9 protein-coding genes are annotated in these 16,894 nt (G+C 56.9%); 1 reads left to right on the plus strand and 8 read right to left on the minus strand.

Translation table 11 applies throughout. The features are described 5' to 3' along the window. Nucleotides 1-43 precede the first annotated feature (43 nt). The 4 genes from MNR02_RS13540 to MNR02_RS13555 are packed head-to-tail and all read right to left on the minus strand — an operon-like array spanning nucleotide 44 to nucleotide 6,526. Nucleotides 44-787: a M48 family metallopeptidase gene (locus MNR02_RS13540; RefSeq protein WP_241947166.1), complete on the minus strand. Its 744-nt coding sequence runs from the start codon at nucleotides 785-787 to the stop codon at nucleotides 44-46. Between the two features lies 1 nt (nucleotide 788). Beyond that, on the minus strand, nucleotides 789-3,803 hold the full coding sequence (locus tag MNR02_RS13545) for a type I restriction endonuclease subunit R (RefSeq protein WP_241947167.1): 3,015 nt from the start codon (nucleotides 3,801-3,803) through the stop codon (nucleotides 789-791). Between the two features lie 7 nt (nucleotides 3,804-3,810). Next, nucleotides 3,811-5,046, minus strand: coding sequence for a restriction endonuclease subunit S (locus tag MNR02_RS13550; RefSeq protein WP_241947168.1), 1,236 nt, complete (start codon nucleotides 5,044-5,046; stop codon nucleotides 3,811-3,813). Continuing rightward, the gene (locus tag MNR02_RS13555) at nucleotides 5,036-6,526 is read right to left on the minus strand and encodes a type I restriction-modification system subunit M (protein ID WP_241947169.1); all 1,491 of its coding nucleotides are present in this window, start codon (nucleotides 6,524-6,526) and stop codon (nucleotides 5,036-5,038) included. Before MNR02_RS13555 ends, MNR02_RS13550 begins: the two co-directional genes overlap by 11 nt. 201 nt (nucleotides 6,527-6,727) lie before the next feature. Here MNR02_RS13555 and MNR02_RS13560 point away from each other — a divergent pair, with 201 nt between their 5' ends. Continuing rightward, the gene (locus tag MNR02_RS13560; RefSeq protein ID WP_241947170.1) at nucleotides 6,728-7,525 is read left to right on the plus strand and encodes a hypothetical protein; all 798 of its coding nucleotides are present in this window, start codon (nucleotides 6,728-6,730) and stop codon (nucleotides 7,523-7,525) included. 81 nt (nucleotides 7,526-7,606) lie between these two features. Here MNR02_RS13560 and MNR02_RS13565 read toward each other — a convergent pair whose 3' ends face one another. The 4 genes from MNR02_RS13565 to MNR02_RS13580 all read right to left on the minus strand — a co-directional run bounded on the left by MNR02_RS13565 (nucleotide 7,607) and on the right by MNR02_RS13580 (nucleotide 16,829). Next, nucleotides 7,607-8,986, minus strand: a complete 1,380-nt coding sequence (locus tag MNR02_RS13565) for a hypothetical protein (protein WP_241947171.1) — start codon at nucleotides 8,984-8,986, stop codon at nucleotides 7,607-7,609. Next, nucleotides 8,973-10,109, minus strand: a complete 1,137-nt coding sequence (locus tag MNR02_RS13570) for an AAA family ATPase (protein WP_241947172.1) — start codon at nucleotides 10,107-10,109, stop codon at nucleotides 8,973-8,975. Before MNR02_RS13570 ends, MNR02_RS13565 begins: the two co-directional genes overlap by 14 nt. Next, entirely contained in the window at nucleotides 10,106-11,431 is a 1,326-nt protein-coding gene (locus MNR02_RS13575) for a protein kinase (protein ID WP_241947173.1), read from the minus strand. The genes MNR02_RS13570 and MNR02_RS13575 overlap by 4 nt, the downstream gene beginning before the upstream one ends. Nucleotides 11,432-11,714: 283 nt before the next feature. Next, on the minus strand, nucleotides 11,715-16,829 hold the full coding sequence (locus MNR02_RS13580) for a RecQ family ATP-dependent DNA helicase (protein ID WP_241947174.1): 5,115 nt from the start codon (nucleotides 16,827-16,829) through the stop codon (nucleotides 11,715-11,717). Nucleotides 16,830-16,894: the final 65 nt, after the last annotated feature.

A 16,894-nucleotide genomic window follows, 5' to 3' on the forward strand; every position in this document is an offset into this window, starting at 1 on the left:
ATGAGGACAAACAACGCCAGCCACGGTTACGCAAGGACAGAGCTCATTGCACCGGCTCCACCTTCTCCCAGCCCAGCATATGCTCGTTCTTGTCGAGCCAGGCCTTGCGCTCCTGCCAGTCCGGCAGCACCCGCCCAACGAACTCCCAGAACTCCGGATCGTGGTTGCGGTGCTTCAGATGGCACATCTCGTGGACCACGGCGTATTCCAGCACGGGCTTCGGTGCGAAGATCAGGTGCCAGTTGAGGTTGATCAGCCTGTCCTGCCCGCAGCTGCCCCACATGTGTTTCTGGTCTTTGATATGAACGCCGCGCGGCTTCAGTCCGTGGCGCTCGCCATGCTTGCGGACGAAGTCGTGGGCGTCGTCGCGCACGCGGCGCTTCAGCCAAAGCCGGAGCGCGCTCTCGATAATGGTGTCGGAGGACTCCGGCGAAAGATCGGAGGGCTGGCGGATCTGGAAGCCGTTGCGGAAGCTGACTTCGACCAGGGAGCCGTCGAAGGGCTCGATCGTGAGCTTTGTCATCCGGCCACGATAGGGGATCTTGGCGCCGGTCACGAACTGGTAGACCCGCGTCTGCGCCCTGGCGCGCTCCGCCATGTGCTGCACGGTCTCGATGATCCAGGCGCGCCGGCGGTCCAGCACCGCTCTGATCTGCTCGTCGGTGGCGGTCTCTGGGACGAGGAGGTCAAAGGATTTTGGCGTGACGCTGAGGCTTGCCTTGCGCGCCCTCGGCGATCGCCGCAGGGTGTATTCGATCTCTTGAGCCCCGATGCGATACACGGCCATGTCACTGCCCCACGAAATGCTTGAGCGCGTAGGCTTCGACTTCTTCCGGGATCTCCCTGAGCTGGGTCAGACCCGCCAGATGCGCCATGGAGCGCACCTGCTGGCGCAAGCTCTTGCGCAGGCCGTCCTTCTCCCACCAGCCTGATGGAGCGGTCACAGGATCGGTGTAGAGTCCTTCCAGCCGGATCGCCAGATCCTCGCCCTCCGGCCCCGAAGTAAAGCCGTTGAGGATCTGCAGGATACCATAGGCGCCGGGAGAGAGTCCCGCCTCGACATGAGCGGCATCCTCGTCCGTGATTTCCTTCGCCAGCTCTTCAGCTGCCTTCAGCTTTTCCGACCAGGAGAGCTGTGCACTTTCCAGCTTTTCCAAGAGCTGGCGCAGCCGTTCTGAGAACTTGCCATATTGATGCGGACTATCGTCGATCCGCTCGGTCACCGTCTTGCGCAGCTCCGTCGTCTTGCGGATCGCCGCTGTCATCAGGTCTTCCTCGGTCTTGCCATCAGGATCGAAATCCTCCCAGAACTCCGGATCGGTGATGTGGCGCAGCTTGACGGTGACGCTCAGGCCCGTCGCTTCCAGATGCTTCTCCAGCATCTCGCGGATCTTCTCGCTGTAACTCATCTGGTCGAAGGCCTGGCGCTTTTCGAAGTGCTGGGTGCCATAGAGCAGAAAGTTCGCGACCCACTTTAGATCGGCGGTGAACTCCAGCACGCTTGGGTCCGGGCTTAGCGTTTCATAGAGCGCGATGAAGCTGCGGGCCTTCGCCTTGAAGTCGAACCACTTGTCCTCGGTGCCGAGCAGCTTCACGAAGGCATCATATTCCGCCTTCAGCGCATCCTTGTCGCTCGCCTTGCGCTTCAGCGGCTTCATCAGCGCGGCAACGGCAGAATGCGCTGCCCGCAGCTGATTGCGCAGATCGTCCAGGTCGCGCATGGCGTTCTTCACGTCATCAGCGCGGTAGGATGAGAGCGCCTCCTCAAGATGGCCGGACACCCCAATGTAATCGACGATCAGCCCGTTGCGCTTCCTAGCGTCGGAAACGCGATTGGTGCGGGCAATCGCCTGCAGCAACCCATGCTCCTTCAGCGGCTTGTCGAGATACATGACGCTTTCGATCGGGCAGTCAAAGCCGGTCAGCAGCTTGTCGCAGACGATCAGAAACTGCGGGGCCTCGCTCTTGCGGCCAAAGGCCTTCTTCGCCAGCTTCTCGGCTTCGGCATCGAGATAATGAGCCTTCAGCTCGGTGCGGATCGCCTGCTTGTGGGCATCCTCGCTTGGCTTGCTGTCTTCCTGGTTGATCGAATAGACGCAGGCCGACATGGCATCGGCGCGGGCCAGCGCCTCGGCGGGCTCCATGCCCTCGGCTTCCAGATCCTCGGCAATGACCTTCGTCAGCGCCTGCTTGTAGAGGATCACCGCCTCGCGATCGATGGCGACGATCTGCGCTTTGAAACCATCTGGCCGGGCATATTGCTTGAAATGCGTCCAGATGTCGTAAGCGATCAGTTCGATGCGGCGCGGATGCTTGACCAGATCCTCGATTTGCACGCCGCGCTTCTTAATCTCGTTGAGCTTGTCATCATCGAGCTCGGCAAACCAAGTATCGAACAGAATGTCGATCTTTGCCTCGTCGATGTGCCAGTCCGTCTTGCGGCCGGTATAATAGATCGGCACCGTCGCGCCGTCGGCCACGGCGTCATCGATGCCGTATTTGTCGAGATAGCCTTCGCCTGGCACACCGAAGTTTTCGTATGTGTTCTTGTCGTCCTTTTTGACCGGCGTGCCGGTAAAACCGAAGAACCGGGCGTTGGGCAGCGTCGCGCGCAGATAGGCGCCCAGATCCTTTTCCTGGGTGCGGTGGGCCTCATCCACCATCACGATCCAGTTCTCGGAATTGGCAATGGGCTCCCTCGAGCCCTGGAACTTGAAGATCGTGGAAAGCGCGGTGTGCCCGTCCTTGCCGCTGCGGATCAGCGCGTGCAGATCCTTGATGCTTTCGATCGCCGTCGGGTTCGGCAGGCCGCAGGCGACAAAGGTGCCGCTGATCTGGGAATGCAGGTCCACCCGGTCGGTCAGCACCAGAATGTTGGGGTTGGTGAGCCTCTCGGATGGGATGGTCCGGTGCGTCTTCAGCTTCAGCGCGGCAAACACCATGGTCAGCGATTTACCGCTGCCCTGGGTGTGCCAGATCAACCCCTGGCGATGCTTGCTCTCGATCACCCGCTCGACGATGCGGTTGACGGCGCGGAACTGCTGGTAGCGGCAGATTTTCTTGATCGTGCCGGTCTCTGCCTTTTCAAAGACAACATAATGCGCGATGAGGTCGAGCAGACGGCTGGGCTCCAGCAGGCACCAGAGACCCTTGGCGAGCGGATCGGGAAAATCACTCTCGACCTTCGGCCAGGGGTCGCGCCATTCGGCATAGTATTTCGAGCCGGAGCCGGTTGCGCCATAGAGCACCAGCGCGCCGTCGGTCACGATATTGAAGACATTGGAGAAGAACAGGCGCGGAATGTCCTGCTCATATTGCCTGATCTGCTCGAAAGCCTCGCCGGTCTTGTCCTTCACATTCAACGGGCTTTTCGCCTCGATGACGACGAGCGGAATACCGTTCACATAGACCACAACATCGGGCTTGCGCGTGTTCTGAGCCTTCACCCTGAGCTGATGTGTTACGACAAATAGGTTGTTGCCGGGATTAAGAAAATCGATCACGCGCAGCGTCTGGCGCATTTCCTGGCCGGTCACCTTGCGGGCATAATCGCCGCGCAGCACCTTCAGCCAGGCCTCGTTGTCGCTGATCGCGGCAAGCTCGCCATAGGCGGCTTCGGCAGACGGGCGGTCGATCCCGTTGACGCGCATCAGCGCCTCGATCAGATGCGAGCGAAACAGAACCTGGTTCTCGCCCTCGCGCAAGGCTGCATGGTCTGCCGGCGCCACGAAGCGATAGCCAATGGCCTTCAGGTGCTCGATCGTGGGGCGCTCGGCAAAATGCCATTCGGGGCCGTGGCTCATGGGGCGCTTACTCCGCAGCCATGGGCAGGGCGTCGGTGACGCGCTTGCGGCCGGTGAGCACGTCGGACATCAGGGCGGATTTGCAGTCCTCAAGGCGCGATAAAGTCTTCTCGTTTCTGTGTAGCGCCTCATCCAGCGACCTTAGGGTGGAAGTCAAGCGCAACTGAACCTCTCTGGGAGCCACAGGTATAGGTAGTGCACGAACATCTCCTACTCGCAGATGGCCGACAGTAGAACCGCCAGCCCGCCGGAACATCTCCTGTTTTACTGCCCCTGACTGGAGCGCATACAACAGGAAATCGGAGCTGACACGAGATGTATCCGGTCGCATGAACATCATCCGCTGCCCCAGACAAAACGCCATTGCAGGGGCCATGCAGACCTCGCCATATGGAGCCTCTCGGGTGAAAAGAATATCCCCTGCTCTAGGCACTCCCTTCGCCGTCCATTCTTGAAAGCTCTGCTTGTCAGTGAATTGAAGCCCATCATATCGGAAGCGGCCGTTACGAACATTTGGCGTTCGAACAACTGCGTAACCATTTTCGGTCACCGGAGGAGTGCGATTTTTGCAGTCAATGATACTCTCGCAAATGCTTGAAGCAGGTTCTACCGACCATCCTTTGAAGGTGTCATCCGCAGTTGACCGCCCGACAGCCCGATGTTCTGGGAAGGACGTCGAAAGGATCTCTGAGCGGACCTTTCTCGTCTGCTCGATCACCGTCCGCGTTGCCGCAATGGCCTCATCGGCGCTGGACAGGATTTCGGCGATCCGGCGCTGCTCGTGGAGCGGGGGGAGAGGAATCGAGAGTTTTCCCAAAGTCGAGAAAGAGATCGACTTACGGCGATTGACGCCTCCGTTTCCAAGCGCATCAAACTGACCATTCGTGGCATACAATTTGAAAAGACGAAGAATAAAATCCGGATCCGCCTGACGTTCGTCGATCTCAAACACTGTATACATGGGGCTGATTAGCCCCATGTCGAAACGAGTGAGACGATCGATTGACCCCTCATCGAGGTGGATCGTCGCGTAAGCAAATTGTCCGTTCCGAACGATCTTGTAGTTCTCGGTGTCTGCGCTAAACACCTTTTTCTTGAAATATTCCTCAGAAGGGACGAAGCCGTCGTATTTGGTGACGCTTAGAACCGGGATCTCATCACGGCTGCGATTTCTTGCTGACACGTCGGACGCAATGTCGCTGAAAGCGGTCAGCCTCCACCCCTCGGCCACCTCAGGCGACATAGCCAAGCTCCCGCAGAAAGCCCATCATCCGCGCTTCTGCCGCATCTCGCTCGGCCTGAATCTCTACCAGCTTTTCTACTTCCGCCGCGACATCGACCTCCTCGGTTTCTTCGCCCAAATGCACATAGCGGCTGATGTTAAGGTTGAAATCGTTCGCCTCAATCTCGCTTGCTGGCACCACACGCGCCAGCCGCTCGGCATCGGCAAAGTCGTCGTATGCCTTTGCCAGCGTAGCGACATTGGCATCCGAAAGTTGGTTCTGGTTCTTGCCATCGATCTTCTGTTCGGCACCGTTGACAATCAGGATCTGGCCCTTGCGGTCCGCCGGCTTATGTTTGCGCAGGATCAGGATACAGGCCGGAATGCCCGCGCCATAAAAAAGATTGGGCGCCAGGCCGATGACGGCCTCGATCAGATCATCCCTGATCAGCCCCTCGCGGATCTTGCCCTCCGCGCCGCCGCGAAACAGCACGCCATGCGGCAGCACCACGCCGCAGACACCATCCTCCTTCAGGCTCGCCACCATATGCTGCACGAAGGCGAGATCGCCATAGGATTTCGGCGGGCAGCCATAGCGGTCGCGGCCATAGGCATCGCCCTTCGACCAGACATCATGGCCCCAGCTTTTCAGCGAAAAAGGCGGGTTGGCCAGCACCCTGTCAAAGGTGCGGATGGCCTTCACGTTGTCGCCCGTCAGATGTTTCGGCTCCAGCAGCGTATCGCCGCGCGCCACCTGCGCATCGTCAATATCATGCAGGAACAGGTTCATTTGGCAGATGGCCCAGGTGTTGAGGTTCCGTTCCTGGCCGAACAGCGAGAGACTCTTGGGGTTCTTGCCCTGCCGCTCCAGGTGATGCACCGCCTCCAGGAGCATGCCGCCCGAGCCGCAGGTGGGGTCATAGATCGACATGCCTTCTTCGGGCTTCAGGCACTCGACGATCAGCCGCACGACCATCTTCGGCGTATAGAATTCGCCGCCCTTCTTGCCGGCATCATCGGCAAACTGGGCGATTAGATATTCATAGGCCTGGCCCAGCACATCCGGCTCGACATCTGAGTTTCGCAGGCGATAGGTCTCGAAATGCTGCAGCAGCTTTTCCAGCATGGCATCCGGAAAGCGCTCCTTGTTGTTGAAATCGACATCTTGGAAGACGCCGCGCAGCTTCATGTTCGCGTCTTCAATGGCGCGGAAGGCGGCATTCAGATGCGTGCCAATATCGGTCGTGTGCTTGCGCACATCCTTCCAGAAATGGCCCTTGGGGATATCGAACCGATGCTCGTCGGGATCAGCCGCCAAATCGGCATCATGGTAGCGCGCCAGCCGCTCCTCATACTCTTCCTCCCAGACATCCGAGAGGCGTTTGAAGAACAGCAGACCGAAAATGTAGTGCTTGTAGTCGCCGGAATCGATCGATCCCCGCAGGATATCCGCTGCCCGCCAGAGATGGTTTTCCAGCTGCGCCAGGCTCAACGTCGTCATCTATGCTCATCCCTCACATCAGCCGCAGGCCGATCCTACCAAATCGCCGCGCACCGGCAAATTATCTGGACAAGGGCGACAAAGCGAATAGAAATTTGAGCACAATCTGCGGTCACAGCCGAGGTGAATCTTGAGCGATATCAAACTGCTTAACTTTGGGGATGGATACGGTGGGTCCGCTGGTCTTCGGATTTTCCAGTCATGAACTGTCGGCGTCAAAAGCAAGTCAGCTATCTTGAAGGCGTCGCACTCGGGCTCTTTGTAGCGACCTTGGCCTTTTTGTTCGCCTTCATGTTGATTGACTTCAACTTGGGAAATGACGACTGGGTGAGCTTCTTCGGAAGCATCGTCGTCGCGCTCTTTTCCATAGGCGCTGCATGGCTGGCGTTGCAAGGTAACAAGGCGCAAATACAGCAGGCGGCAGACTTAGAAGAAGAGCGGAGGATTCGGTCTCTTGCAGCGGCAAGAGCGATGCTGCCTGCCGTGCTGTCCGAGATTTGTAAGGTTGCGCAAAATAACTTGCGACTACGTTTCGCCCCCGGCTACGGGCCGATCGGGTCCGAGCTGGCAGACGCAACGGTCTTCCAGCCGATGCCTGAAGCCGTAATCCCTGTGCTCAAGGAAGTGATTCAGTATTCGGATCCGGCTACGCAAGACCGGCTGAGCAATATTCTTCGACATTTCCAAGTGTTCGAGGCTAGGCGGTCTGGAACCGAAACGACTGTGCTTCAACCTTTAGTCGCGGAGGGCCAGCTACCAACCCACAACGCTATTTCGGAAGTGTTGGGGTGGGCTGCGGTCTATGCGATGGCGGAAAGCGCCTTCGATTTCGCACGCGGAACCACATCTTCAATTCCGCCGACCATCAATGCTGCAGATATTCGGCGGGCGTTTTTCAGCGCCAGTATTGTATTGGAGAACTACCCCCTATTGGTCCAAATACTGGATGCGAGAGCTCAAGGAGGGCGGTTGGAGCTGCGTTGGGACGCTCACACCTAACGGATTCTTCGATTCCAGCTCAGGTTTAATACGCCCCCCGCCAAGACTTACTAGACGAGGTCAATAACTTGGTGGTGCGCATTATTTCAGTGATTTAGGTCCACTTTTAGTATATCTGGTTGACTTTGGCGAGGCCAACCTGCGCTCAAGCAGCGGAAGCAGTTTCTCCACCAAAATGTCAAGCTGACCAGCATTAAATTCAAGCGGCATTTGCGCCGGATTTTGTTCTCTTTGAGCTGGCGGACTGTAACTCGATGAAGCTCTATCAAGGTCTGCCAGAGCAATTGTTACGTCGACACCTGGCTGCAAGGCCACAACTACAGCATTTCTGGCTGCGGTGCGGAACTGCAATTTTCCACTGCTGGATTGAAGGTGCCTAAGTTCGTCTAGGGAGATATCACTCTCCGGAAAATCACAGAGAGCTACAGGCCGCAGCAATTCTTTTGCCAAGAGACGTCCAAGGCCGCCGAATGCATTCGTCCAGAACGTCTCCACACCGAGCCCTCCCGCCACTGCGGCCCAGGCCAACACTTCTGCTCCATCCTTGAAGTCCTGAGCCAAGCGGAAATCTCGCTCTGCTCCGCCAATTCGGCTTATGATGTAACCTGCAACGAAGTTGTAGATTTCGAGATCGCCCGGAAATGCATGCAGTGAAATATCCTTGATTCGTCTAAGCAGCCGGACGCGGTGCTCTGCGGGCATTTTGTCAACAAGTGCCAGCGTTTCAAAGTCCGGCGAGACCTCAATGAAATCGCGCACAATTGCACTGGGTAGCGAAGGTATGGCTTCCTCGGAAACTGCTAGCGACCTACAGGCGGCCGTCACCAACTCACTGTTGCGAGACGCTGGCACGCTGTTCCCGGGCATCAGGTTCAACAAGACTTCAATCACGAAGAGTCGTCTAACGCGCGTGGGGAGCTGCTTTTGCTGCACTGACTGCCTTGCTGCTTCCAGCCGCTCGATGGTGCCTAAGCCACTCTTCGGACCATAAAGAGCTGCAGCGCGGGCCACGGCGAAAGTTTCTGTCGACAGGCACGAAGATAGTGAAAGTGCTGCAATGTCGCGGTTCGAAGAGCTCATGGCGTCGGCAATGATCGCTCCCAGCCACGCCGCCTCAAGACCATTGAGAGAAGGGTAACGTGAGCCACTGCGAAAGTGACGCTCGAAATCTTCGGACGAAAGGAGGTAGCACCAGCTCGTGAGGGGAGCCAAATCACCATGAAATGTTACAAGCCAGGCGAGCAGCTCATCACGAGCTTGGGAAGAGCCAACGATAACAGCGACGGGACGGGCGCTTTGCTCATGCCAAACGACGACTACTGATTTCACAGACCCCTCTTGAGACAGCCGCAAAAACTCCTGGCTCGCGCTATCTCTCGCTTCCGACTCACCACGGAGCACAGAAGCTAGCTCTTCGCGGCTCAGGAGAGAAAACGACAAGTCGCTCTTAGTCATCATCATCGAACAATCCCTGTGCTGCAGGAGGAAATGCTCCTGCCAAGATTTCCGGAAGGGCTTGGTTAAAATACACCGCGAGTGACGTTTTGGCGCGGGTTACGACCGTATACGCTTTTTGGCGCGTCAGGTAACTGTCGTCCTCGGCAAATAGCCAATGAAGGGCACGGAACTCAAGCCCCTTACACGACTGGATTGTTGTGATGCATATCCGGCAGCTATCGGAGAAGTGCCTATCCGGAACCCCGGAGTGGAAAATTTGCGATTTCCCTGCCAATTTAGCGACTTGCTCAAGGGCGTCGAAGACATCATCGCAATCGGCGCGTCGGCGCACTACTACTCCAATGAGGTCTCCAGGCTCATTGTATGTGTCTAATTGGACATCCAAAGAAGCTACCAGAGCCTCCACCTGAGCCTGTCGCGAATATGGACCGACGGAGTGCGGCGGAGCCGGTGTGGGGCCGACGTAATGGCAATATGCGGCCAACGTGTAGTCGTCCTGCACAAGGATTCTATCTGCCATCAGACAGATATCGTGGCTAATCCTGAAGTGGTGCCTCAGATCGATCCTCTGATCGCATATCGCACCGGCGAGCTCCAGCGTGGTCCCACCCTGATAGACGCGCTGCCTGTCATCTCCCACAAGCATTAGCCGATCGGTCAACCGATTAAGGAATTCCAACTCTTCGAACGAGAGATCTTGAATCTCATCAACTAGAAGCGCGTCGTATGACACTAGGCGCCCATGTTGATCTAGAAGATCAGCTGCGGCAATGGCTCGGCGCCTGTTTGCCTCGACCAAATCCCCGGAATAAACTGGAGCGCTGACCCCATAGGTAGCAAAAAAACTATCGACAAATGATCTCATTGTTGTGATCAGCTCTGCCGGAAATCTGTTGTCTCCGCTCAGGGATATAAACTCCCGAAGCGTCCTAGTGAACGTTATAAGCTTAGTATTTGCCAGTTGGTGAGGCGGGAGCCTCAGATACTGACCTCGGTGCAATAGAATACTCGTCTTACCACTACCTGGTGGTCCGATGAGCATATATTTTCCGCTTACAGGAAGCCCTTCAATAGCATTTATTTGGTCCTGATGCAGGTCGCGGCGGCGTCTCCATAAAAGGCTCATTGGGCTTGATCCTCACGTTGCTCCAAGCACTTTTCGACTATTAGAGCAGAGCATTCTAAGAATATTGTATAGCACTGCTCTTCTATAGCCACTTCATGACCCGCAACATATGCGATCGTGACGGGCGGAGATTTGCACTCTAGAGGCCTATCCTTGCACCTGGCGACCCCGTTGATAGTCAACGTTTCAGACCCCACGGCCACCCACAAATCAGTCCTCAGACCAACACCACCATTCACGTTTGCAATCCAATCGAACGCAACCTTAAATTCTTTGCTTGACGTAAAATCCACTTTGCAACTACAGTCAACCTTATTCTCTGTAAGTTTTACATTGATAAACTCTCTGATTTTTTGAGACACACCATGCAAGTTTATTGATGATTGTTTAATGTTGAAACCATTATTACCTACGACTCCCAGAATAATTTCGTTCTGTCTTCGTCGATCCTGATTGAAATCGTTCCAACTGACAGCACGCAATCTTGCAGAAGGATCCTTTTGCAAGGCTCGTTGAGCTAAAACTGAGAGATAGGACGGAGCATCTGCCCTCACCGGGACTGTCGGGACTATGGTGGCGACAGCATGTGCGATTAGGTAACGGTTTCCGGCGCCTTTGCTGACCACCTCTTCAAATAACTGCTCCTGCGCCAGAAGATCATGAGTCACAGCTCCGAGCTGATAAAATGTCAGCGCCCTCCAAAGCTCCGGACCGGCGGGCCAGAGACGAAACATGTATTCAGGGGAGCTGTGACGTGCCGTCGCCACAAACGGCAGTTGACCGGACTCATCGGTTCCCGATCCACTATCACTGTCTATCAACCGCACAACCCCAAGATCGAGCAGCGTGGCCTTTTCAAAATCCATAGAGACCACAATGTTGTCGGGCTTGATATCCCGATGACATATATTGACTGACTCCAAGTATTGCGCGGCTCGAGCAATTTGCACAACAATACCTTCGATCTTGTCTCCTGGAACCAATTTGAGCGCCTCAGTCAAGCATAGCCCCGGCACTCGCTCCATGAGCATGTAGACAACGCCGTCAGCTTCCCCACAATCGAAGATTCGAACGAGTGTGGGGCATGTGTGCGTCAAAAGATTTTCTTGGACCAACGCTAGACGAGCCCTGCTCACCACTCCTTCGTTGCCCCTGAGAAAGTTAGGATGATAAATTTTTAATGCTGCCAGGCCATCAGCAGTTTCGACCTCAAACACGGCTGCACTGGCCCCATGTCCGAGCAGCTCTCGCATTTCCCATTGTTTAGCTTCAGCGAGTTTCCTGGCACTTTTTTCCAGGCGCGTGACTTCACTCGGATGCACTCGGTCCCTCCCCCCAAAGGAAATATATAGCTACACAGCATTACCCAAAGTTGCATAGCTGATGCAAGGCTTGCAATGCTGATTGGCAGGGACAATCTGACACCTGTAACAACACCACGCCCGCGAGGCCCGGCACGACACGGTGACGGCTGTCGGCACAACTAAACGCCAGTGGTCCTTGAGCGGCACCGAACAGGGTTCTTTACGAGCTCCAATCGATCACTGCATCCCTCGTCGCGGCAATGGAACCATGCGGACGGGACGCGGGCATCAATGCCGCAAACTAAGAGACACCGAAGAGAAGCTCGGGAAGAACGACTTCCCATCCCTCGTGTCTTAAAGTCTCCTGAAAATCCTCGCCGTTGTCGACTTTGCGCCATTGAATGATGGCTCTTGCTGAACCTTCAATGAAACCCAGTCCATCCGGCGGCCGATAGCTTTTCGCCATCCGCCCGATTGTCACGCCGACCGAGTTCTGGATCAGCCATCGACCATCATTCTCGACTAATGTTACGGGATCATCAGTTCGCAGATGTGCCAAGGCGGCATGCGCCGGATGTGAAGGGCTCTGCCGACCTGTCCAGGAGAGGTCCACCATCTGCGGCTCCACGAGTTGATAGCGGAGAGAGCGATCGCCGACTTGATCAGTCCTGGCTGTCATTTGTCGCCGCAGTAAACCCGGGGCATTGGGGCCGATAAGCGGATGCTTGTCCCTGGTAGAAAATATCGCCAGACTGCGCCTGGCGCGTGTCATCGCGACATAGAAAAGCCGCCTCGGCGCATCCCGATCTTCCCCTCGTGAGTTCCTATCCCAGCCGCCATCCAAGATCACCACATCATCGAATTCGAGCCCCTTGGCGCGATGCGCGGTCAGGAGCATCAGGCCGCGTTGTTCCTGACGAGCATCCCGTGCCCATTCCGCAAGCATTTCGATAAGGTCGGCGACCGGAACCGCCTTGCCATCCAGCTCCAAGCTGAATGCCGACAAGGCATCAGATATCATCGTCCACCAACAGTTCGCGGTCTGTGCGGCGATGAACTCCTGCATCTGTGAGATTGTTAGCATCTTTGCAGAAGCCGCTCTCACGAAGGCGAGGAAAGCCCTTACTTCACGAAGGCGCCAAAAGGGCGGCAAGGTCTCGCTCGCAAGCTGCACCGGAATGCCCCTCGCCTCACAATAGCTTCGCACCGGTTCCAGAAGACGCCACTCCCGGGCGATGATTGCCGTCTTTGACCAGGACCAATCCGGCACCAGCTGTGACAATCGAACCAGTTCATCAACTGCGGCCTGAGGCTGCCCGTCAGCGCTGCAGTGCAATAGTTGAACCCGCCCCTGGGCTACAGGGTCGAGATTGGCAAGCATGCCGCCTGCTGGAGCTTTTGCACGAGCCCGATCGATAAGGATATCATGCTCTGCCTTCATTCGCCCCGCAGCTGGCGCAATGACCCGGTTGGCGGCAGCAATAATCGCTGCGGTCGAACGGTAGTTCTCGATGAGATATGTCGGCTTGGCACTGTAATCCGTTTCGAAGCGCCTGATGAACTCGATCGAGGCGCCGGCGAACGCATAGATGTTCTGATCATCATCTCCCACGGCAAAGAGGCTGAGGCGCTGATCCTGGTCGTCGAGGGAGCGGCCGGCTACCGCTGCGATCAACCCATACTCCTCCGGACCAATGTCCTGGTATTCATCCACCAGGATCCACCGATACCCCTCTATCAACGTTTGGCGAAGTGCCTCGGCTTCTTCCTTCTGGAGACCGTCGCCCTTCAGCAAGGCCGTTGCTTCCACCACTACCTTGTCGAAGTCGCGCTGACTGTCTGTGTCAATCTGCCCGGCAAAGCTTGCGCCCACCAACCGCATGGCCAATGCGTGGCAAGTCGACACTGTCACGGCGATTGCGTCGTCGCCGATGAGGTCCTTCAGTCGCCTGCGAATTTCAACGGCGGCATGGCGATTGTATGTAAGCACCAGGATACCGCGAGAATCCTCACGTCGGATCCTAACCAGATAGGCAACGCGATGCACCAAGACGCGCGTCTTGCCGGATCCAGGGCCCGCGAGCACCAGCACATTTGTCTGCTCACGATCGTCTGCAACGATCTTTGACTGCGTTTGACTGCCTAGATCATCGACGATCCGACGCCAGCTTTCCGGTGTCGTCTGTCTGCGAAGCTCTCCGGCGCGGTCTGGCATCCACCGCTTTAGGAAGCTTTCCTTCTCCAATTGGAAATAGTCGGACGCCAATCGCTCAGCCTCATCGATAGAGATGAGGCCACGAGACGCGTAGGCCGCCATGATGTGGGTCTGAATGGTTTGTTCGCTGTAATGCTCTTCGAGAGGCAGAAAGTCCTTCTGGGTGAATTGGCCTGTGCCAGGGCGTAAGTTCACGGTAATCGCAGGTCTAAAGATCGTGAGGCCTCGCCCGAGCGTTATTACCCCCTGCTCGTGAAGCCACATCAGCGCCCGGCTCAAGAGCTTTGTTTCATCACGGACAGATCCTTTCAGAAAGACGTCTCCCATGATGGCGCCTTGCAGCTTGCCGATCGTCGTCTCGACTCTGATGTCCTTGCCGCGTGTTCCCTTTGGCACAAGCCCCTCCAGGTGCAGCAGCAGCAATTCCGATCCACGTCGCCGAAGCTCCGCAGTTCTGCTCAGCACCTCCCAGGATCGTTGTAGCCGCACCAGGCATGTGCTCCTATTCAGCTTCTGGACATGCACATTGCCACGGCCTCCGTCCTCATCACGCCCATCCTGCGCAAAACTACGAAGGTGAGCTTCGACCAAATCAGGACGAACGCTTGCATGACCCTGGTCACGTAGCATCTGACAGGTCGTCGCAAGGTGCAGGGGGTAGGCCTCCCCATCTTCGGCATCTGGCGCATTTTCGCGCAAAGCCCCAATCAGCGCAGTCTCTAGAGAAGCTGCCATCTGAAACCTGTGTCGCGAAGCTCCTTCAATACCGATATGCACGAACATGGTGATGGCGGTGTCGTCGGTTGCAATGCCGAGGGTTTCGAGATCGGATAATGCTTTGCGGAGAGCGCCACCTGTGAGGCCGCTCGCTCCGGAAAGTTCATCCGTAGATACTCCAGCATCCGAAGGGGCGGTCATCAGGTGCTGCACCAAGGCTATGAGTTGCTTGCGCCGCGGTCCTGTGATCTCCGCCTTTGTCAGAATGACATCGGCCTCCTGCATGGTGCGAATTCGCAGAGATGAGGGAAAAACCTGCACACGGTTCTCGTCGCGTGTCAGCAAGGTGGATTCTTCAAGCCAAGCGATTGCGGTCTTGACCCTCGTGTCGTCGGTCGCACTGTCGCGCTCAAAATCCTGCGCTGTGTCCTCGCGAACGATCTCACCAGGCGTCGCGACGACACCTCCCCGGTGCTTGCCCTTCGCATCCAGGCGACGCAGAGCCTTCAAGATCCCACTGATCTCATGACGAGCCAAGCGAGAGCGTGCGCTGAGCGAGAACTGTCGCTCGACATCGTCCGTGTTGAACAACAAAACACACACAGCAGGACTGCGATCTCGCCCGGCGCGCCCTGCCTCTTGCAGATAGTTCTCTAGCGATCCGGGTATATCTCCATGGACCACAAGCCGGATGTCGGGCTTGTCGATCCCCATGCCGAAAGCATTAGTCGCGGCAATGATCCTGAGGTCACCTACCCGGAAGCGTTCCTGCGTATCCTGCTTGCGTTCGGGTGTTAGGCCGGCATGAAAGTAGTCAGCGGCCAATCCCTGCTGCTGCAAGAAGCCAGCCACTTTTTCGGTTGCAGCACGCGTAGCGCAGTAAACGACCGCCCCCGACACTCCCTCTTGCGGGAGTGCGCGCTCGATGGTGTCCAGGATGTCCGCCAGTTTACGACTGCGGTGGGTTTCCTGGACTTCGAAGGTGAGGTTGTTACGCGTTGCCCCTCCGTCGAGCAGCAAGAGCTCCACTCCGAGGCGAGCGTGGAAGTGGTCCCTGATATCGCGCACTACCTCAGGCTTGGCCGTCGCAGTCAGACAGATGACGGGTGCCGGCTCTCGATCCCCGGTGTATTCGCGGATGAACCGCGATACGTAACGATAGTCCGGTCTGAAGTCGTGTCCCCACTTCGACACGCAATGGGCCTCATCGAGGATCCAGTAGCCGACCTCACGCTGCGACAGGATCGAACGCACGGAAGCATTTCGCAGCTGCTCAGGCGAAATCAGCAAGATGGCCGCCTCACCCATCCGGATTTGATCTAGTGCTGCATGCCGCTCTGGCAGTGACAGAAGACCGTTGATCGTCACGCAACTGGAGATGCCATGTCGTGCAAGACCTTGGACCTGATCAGCCATAAGAGCCACCAATGGGGAGATCACGACAGACAGAGCGCCGGTCTTGTCGAACCGTGAAAGCGCTGGGATTTGATAGCAGACAGATTTACCAGTGCCAGTCGGCAGGATGCCAAGCACCGATCGGCCAGCCATTGCCTCTGCGACGATGCGCTCTTGCAAGGGACGACCGGCATCATCCTTCGGCTCGGCTCGAAACCCCTCAAACCCGAACCAGCGCGACAACGCTTTCTTTGGATCGTTTCTCTCCCGGCACCACTGACAACGGTCGTCGTCGCATGCCTTGTCGCGGAGGTGCCTGACGATCTGCGCGGCCTCACGGAACTGCGCCCGCACCCAAGGCGGCATGACAGAATCTCCGCCCGCGACAGAGATCCAGGAGAGCGCATAGGCCATCGGCCACCCCAGATGGGGCGACGAAAGGCGTTGCAATACGTCTCGCACTCGAGCTGCGCAGGCCTGCCCCTCCAGGAGCTGCTGGATCGCCCGTTCGGCGGCTAAAGGAGTAGGGCGAGCAGCTCGGCGCAAGTCGGCGAAAAAAGCGTCGAAACCACCGCTGCCTGGCGCGCAGGTCGAGAGATAGTGGTAGGCTTCGATGACTGCCGGCGCACGATCTGCGAGGCTCCTAAAGGCCTCTATCTGATTTGCCAGGATCTGAAGAACCAGGCGAGCGTCCAATTCTGGATCATTGACATGCCCGGCCTGCAGCCGTCCATCATGATGATGCTTGACCAGGTGATGGTAAGGATTGCGCGGAAACGCCAGTGGATTCAGCCAGAGCGTGTCGACAGGGCCTGACGAGAGCCGGCCAAAGCTGGGCCTCGCTGCGGTCAGATGCGGAAGATCATGCCGGAGAATATTATGACCGAGCAGAAACTCGGCCTCTGACGCCATTTTCTCCAGTCGATCGAGTGCAGCGTCGAGATCTCTGTCTCGGAAGACTACCTTCTCGAGGTCACGAGACCGGACCGCCGCAAAGGCAAAGATCTTGGAGCTTTCTGGGTTGACCTCGAGGTCGATCGACAGACACCGGTCAACAAATGAAGGGGCAGTATTGTCGATGTTGCACACCTTTATGTAAACCGATTTTCGCTCTGGATTGCCAAGCCACCCTGACGCAAGTCTGTTCCGGGCAA

This window comes from Shinella sp. H4-D48 (assembly GCF_022637395.1).
Classification (GTDB): domain Bacteria; phylum Pseudomonadota; class Alphaproteobacteria; order Rhizobiales; family Rhizobiaceae; genus Shinella; species Shinella sedimenti.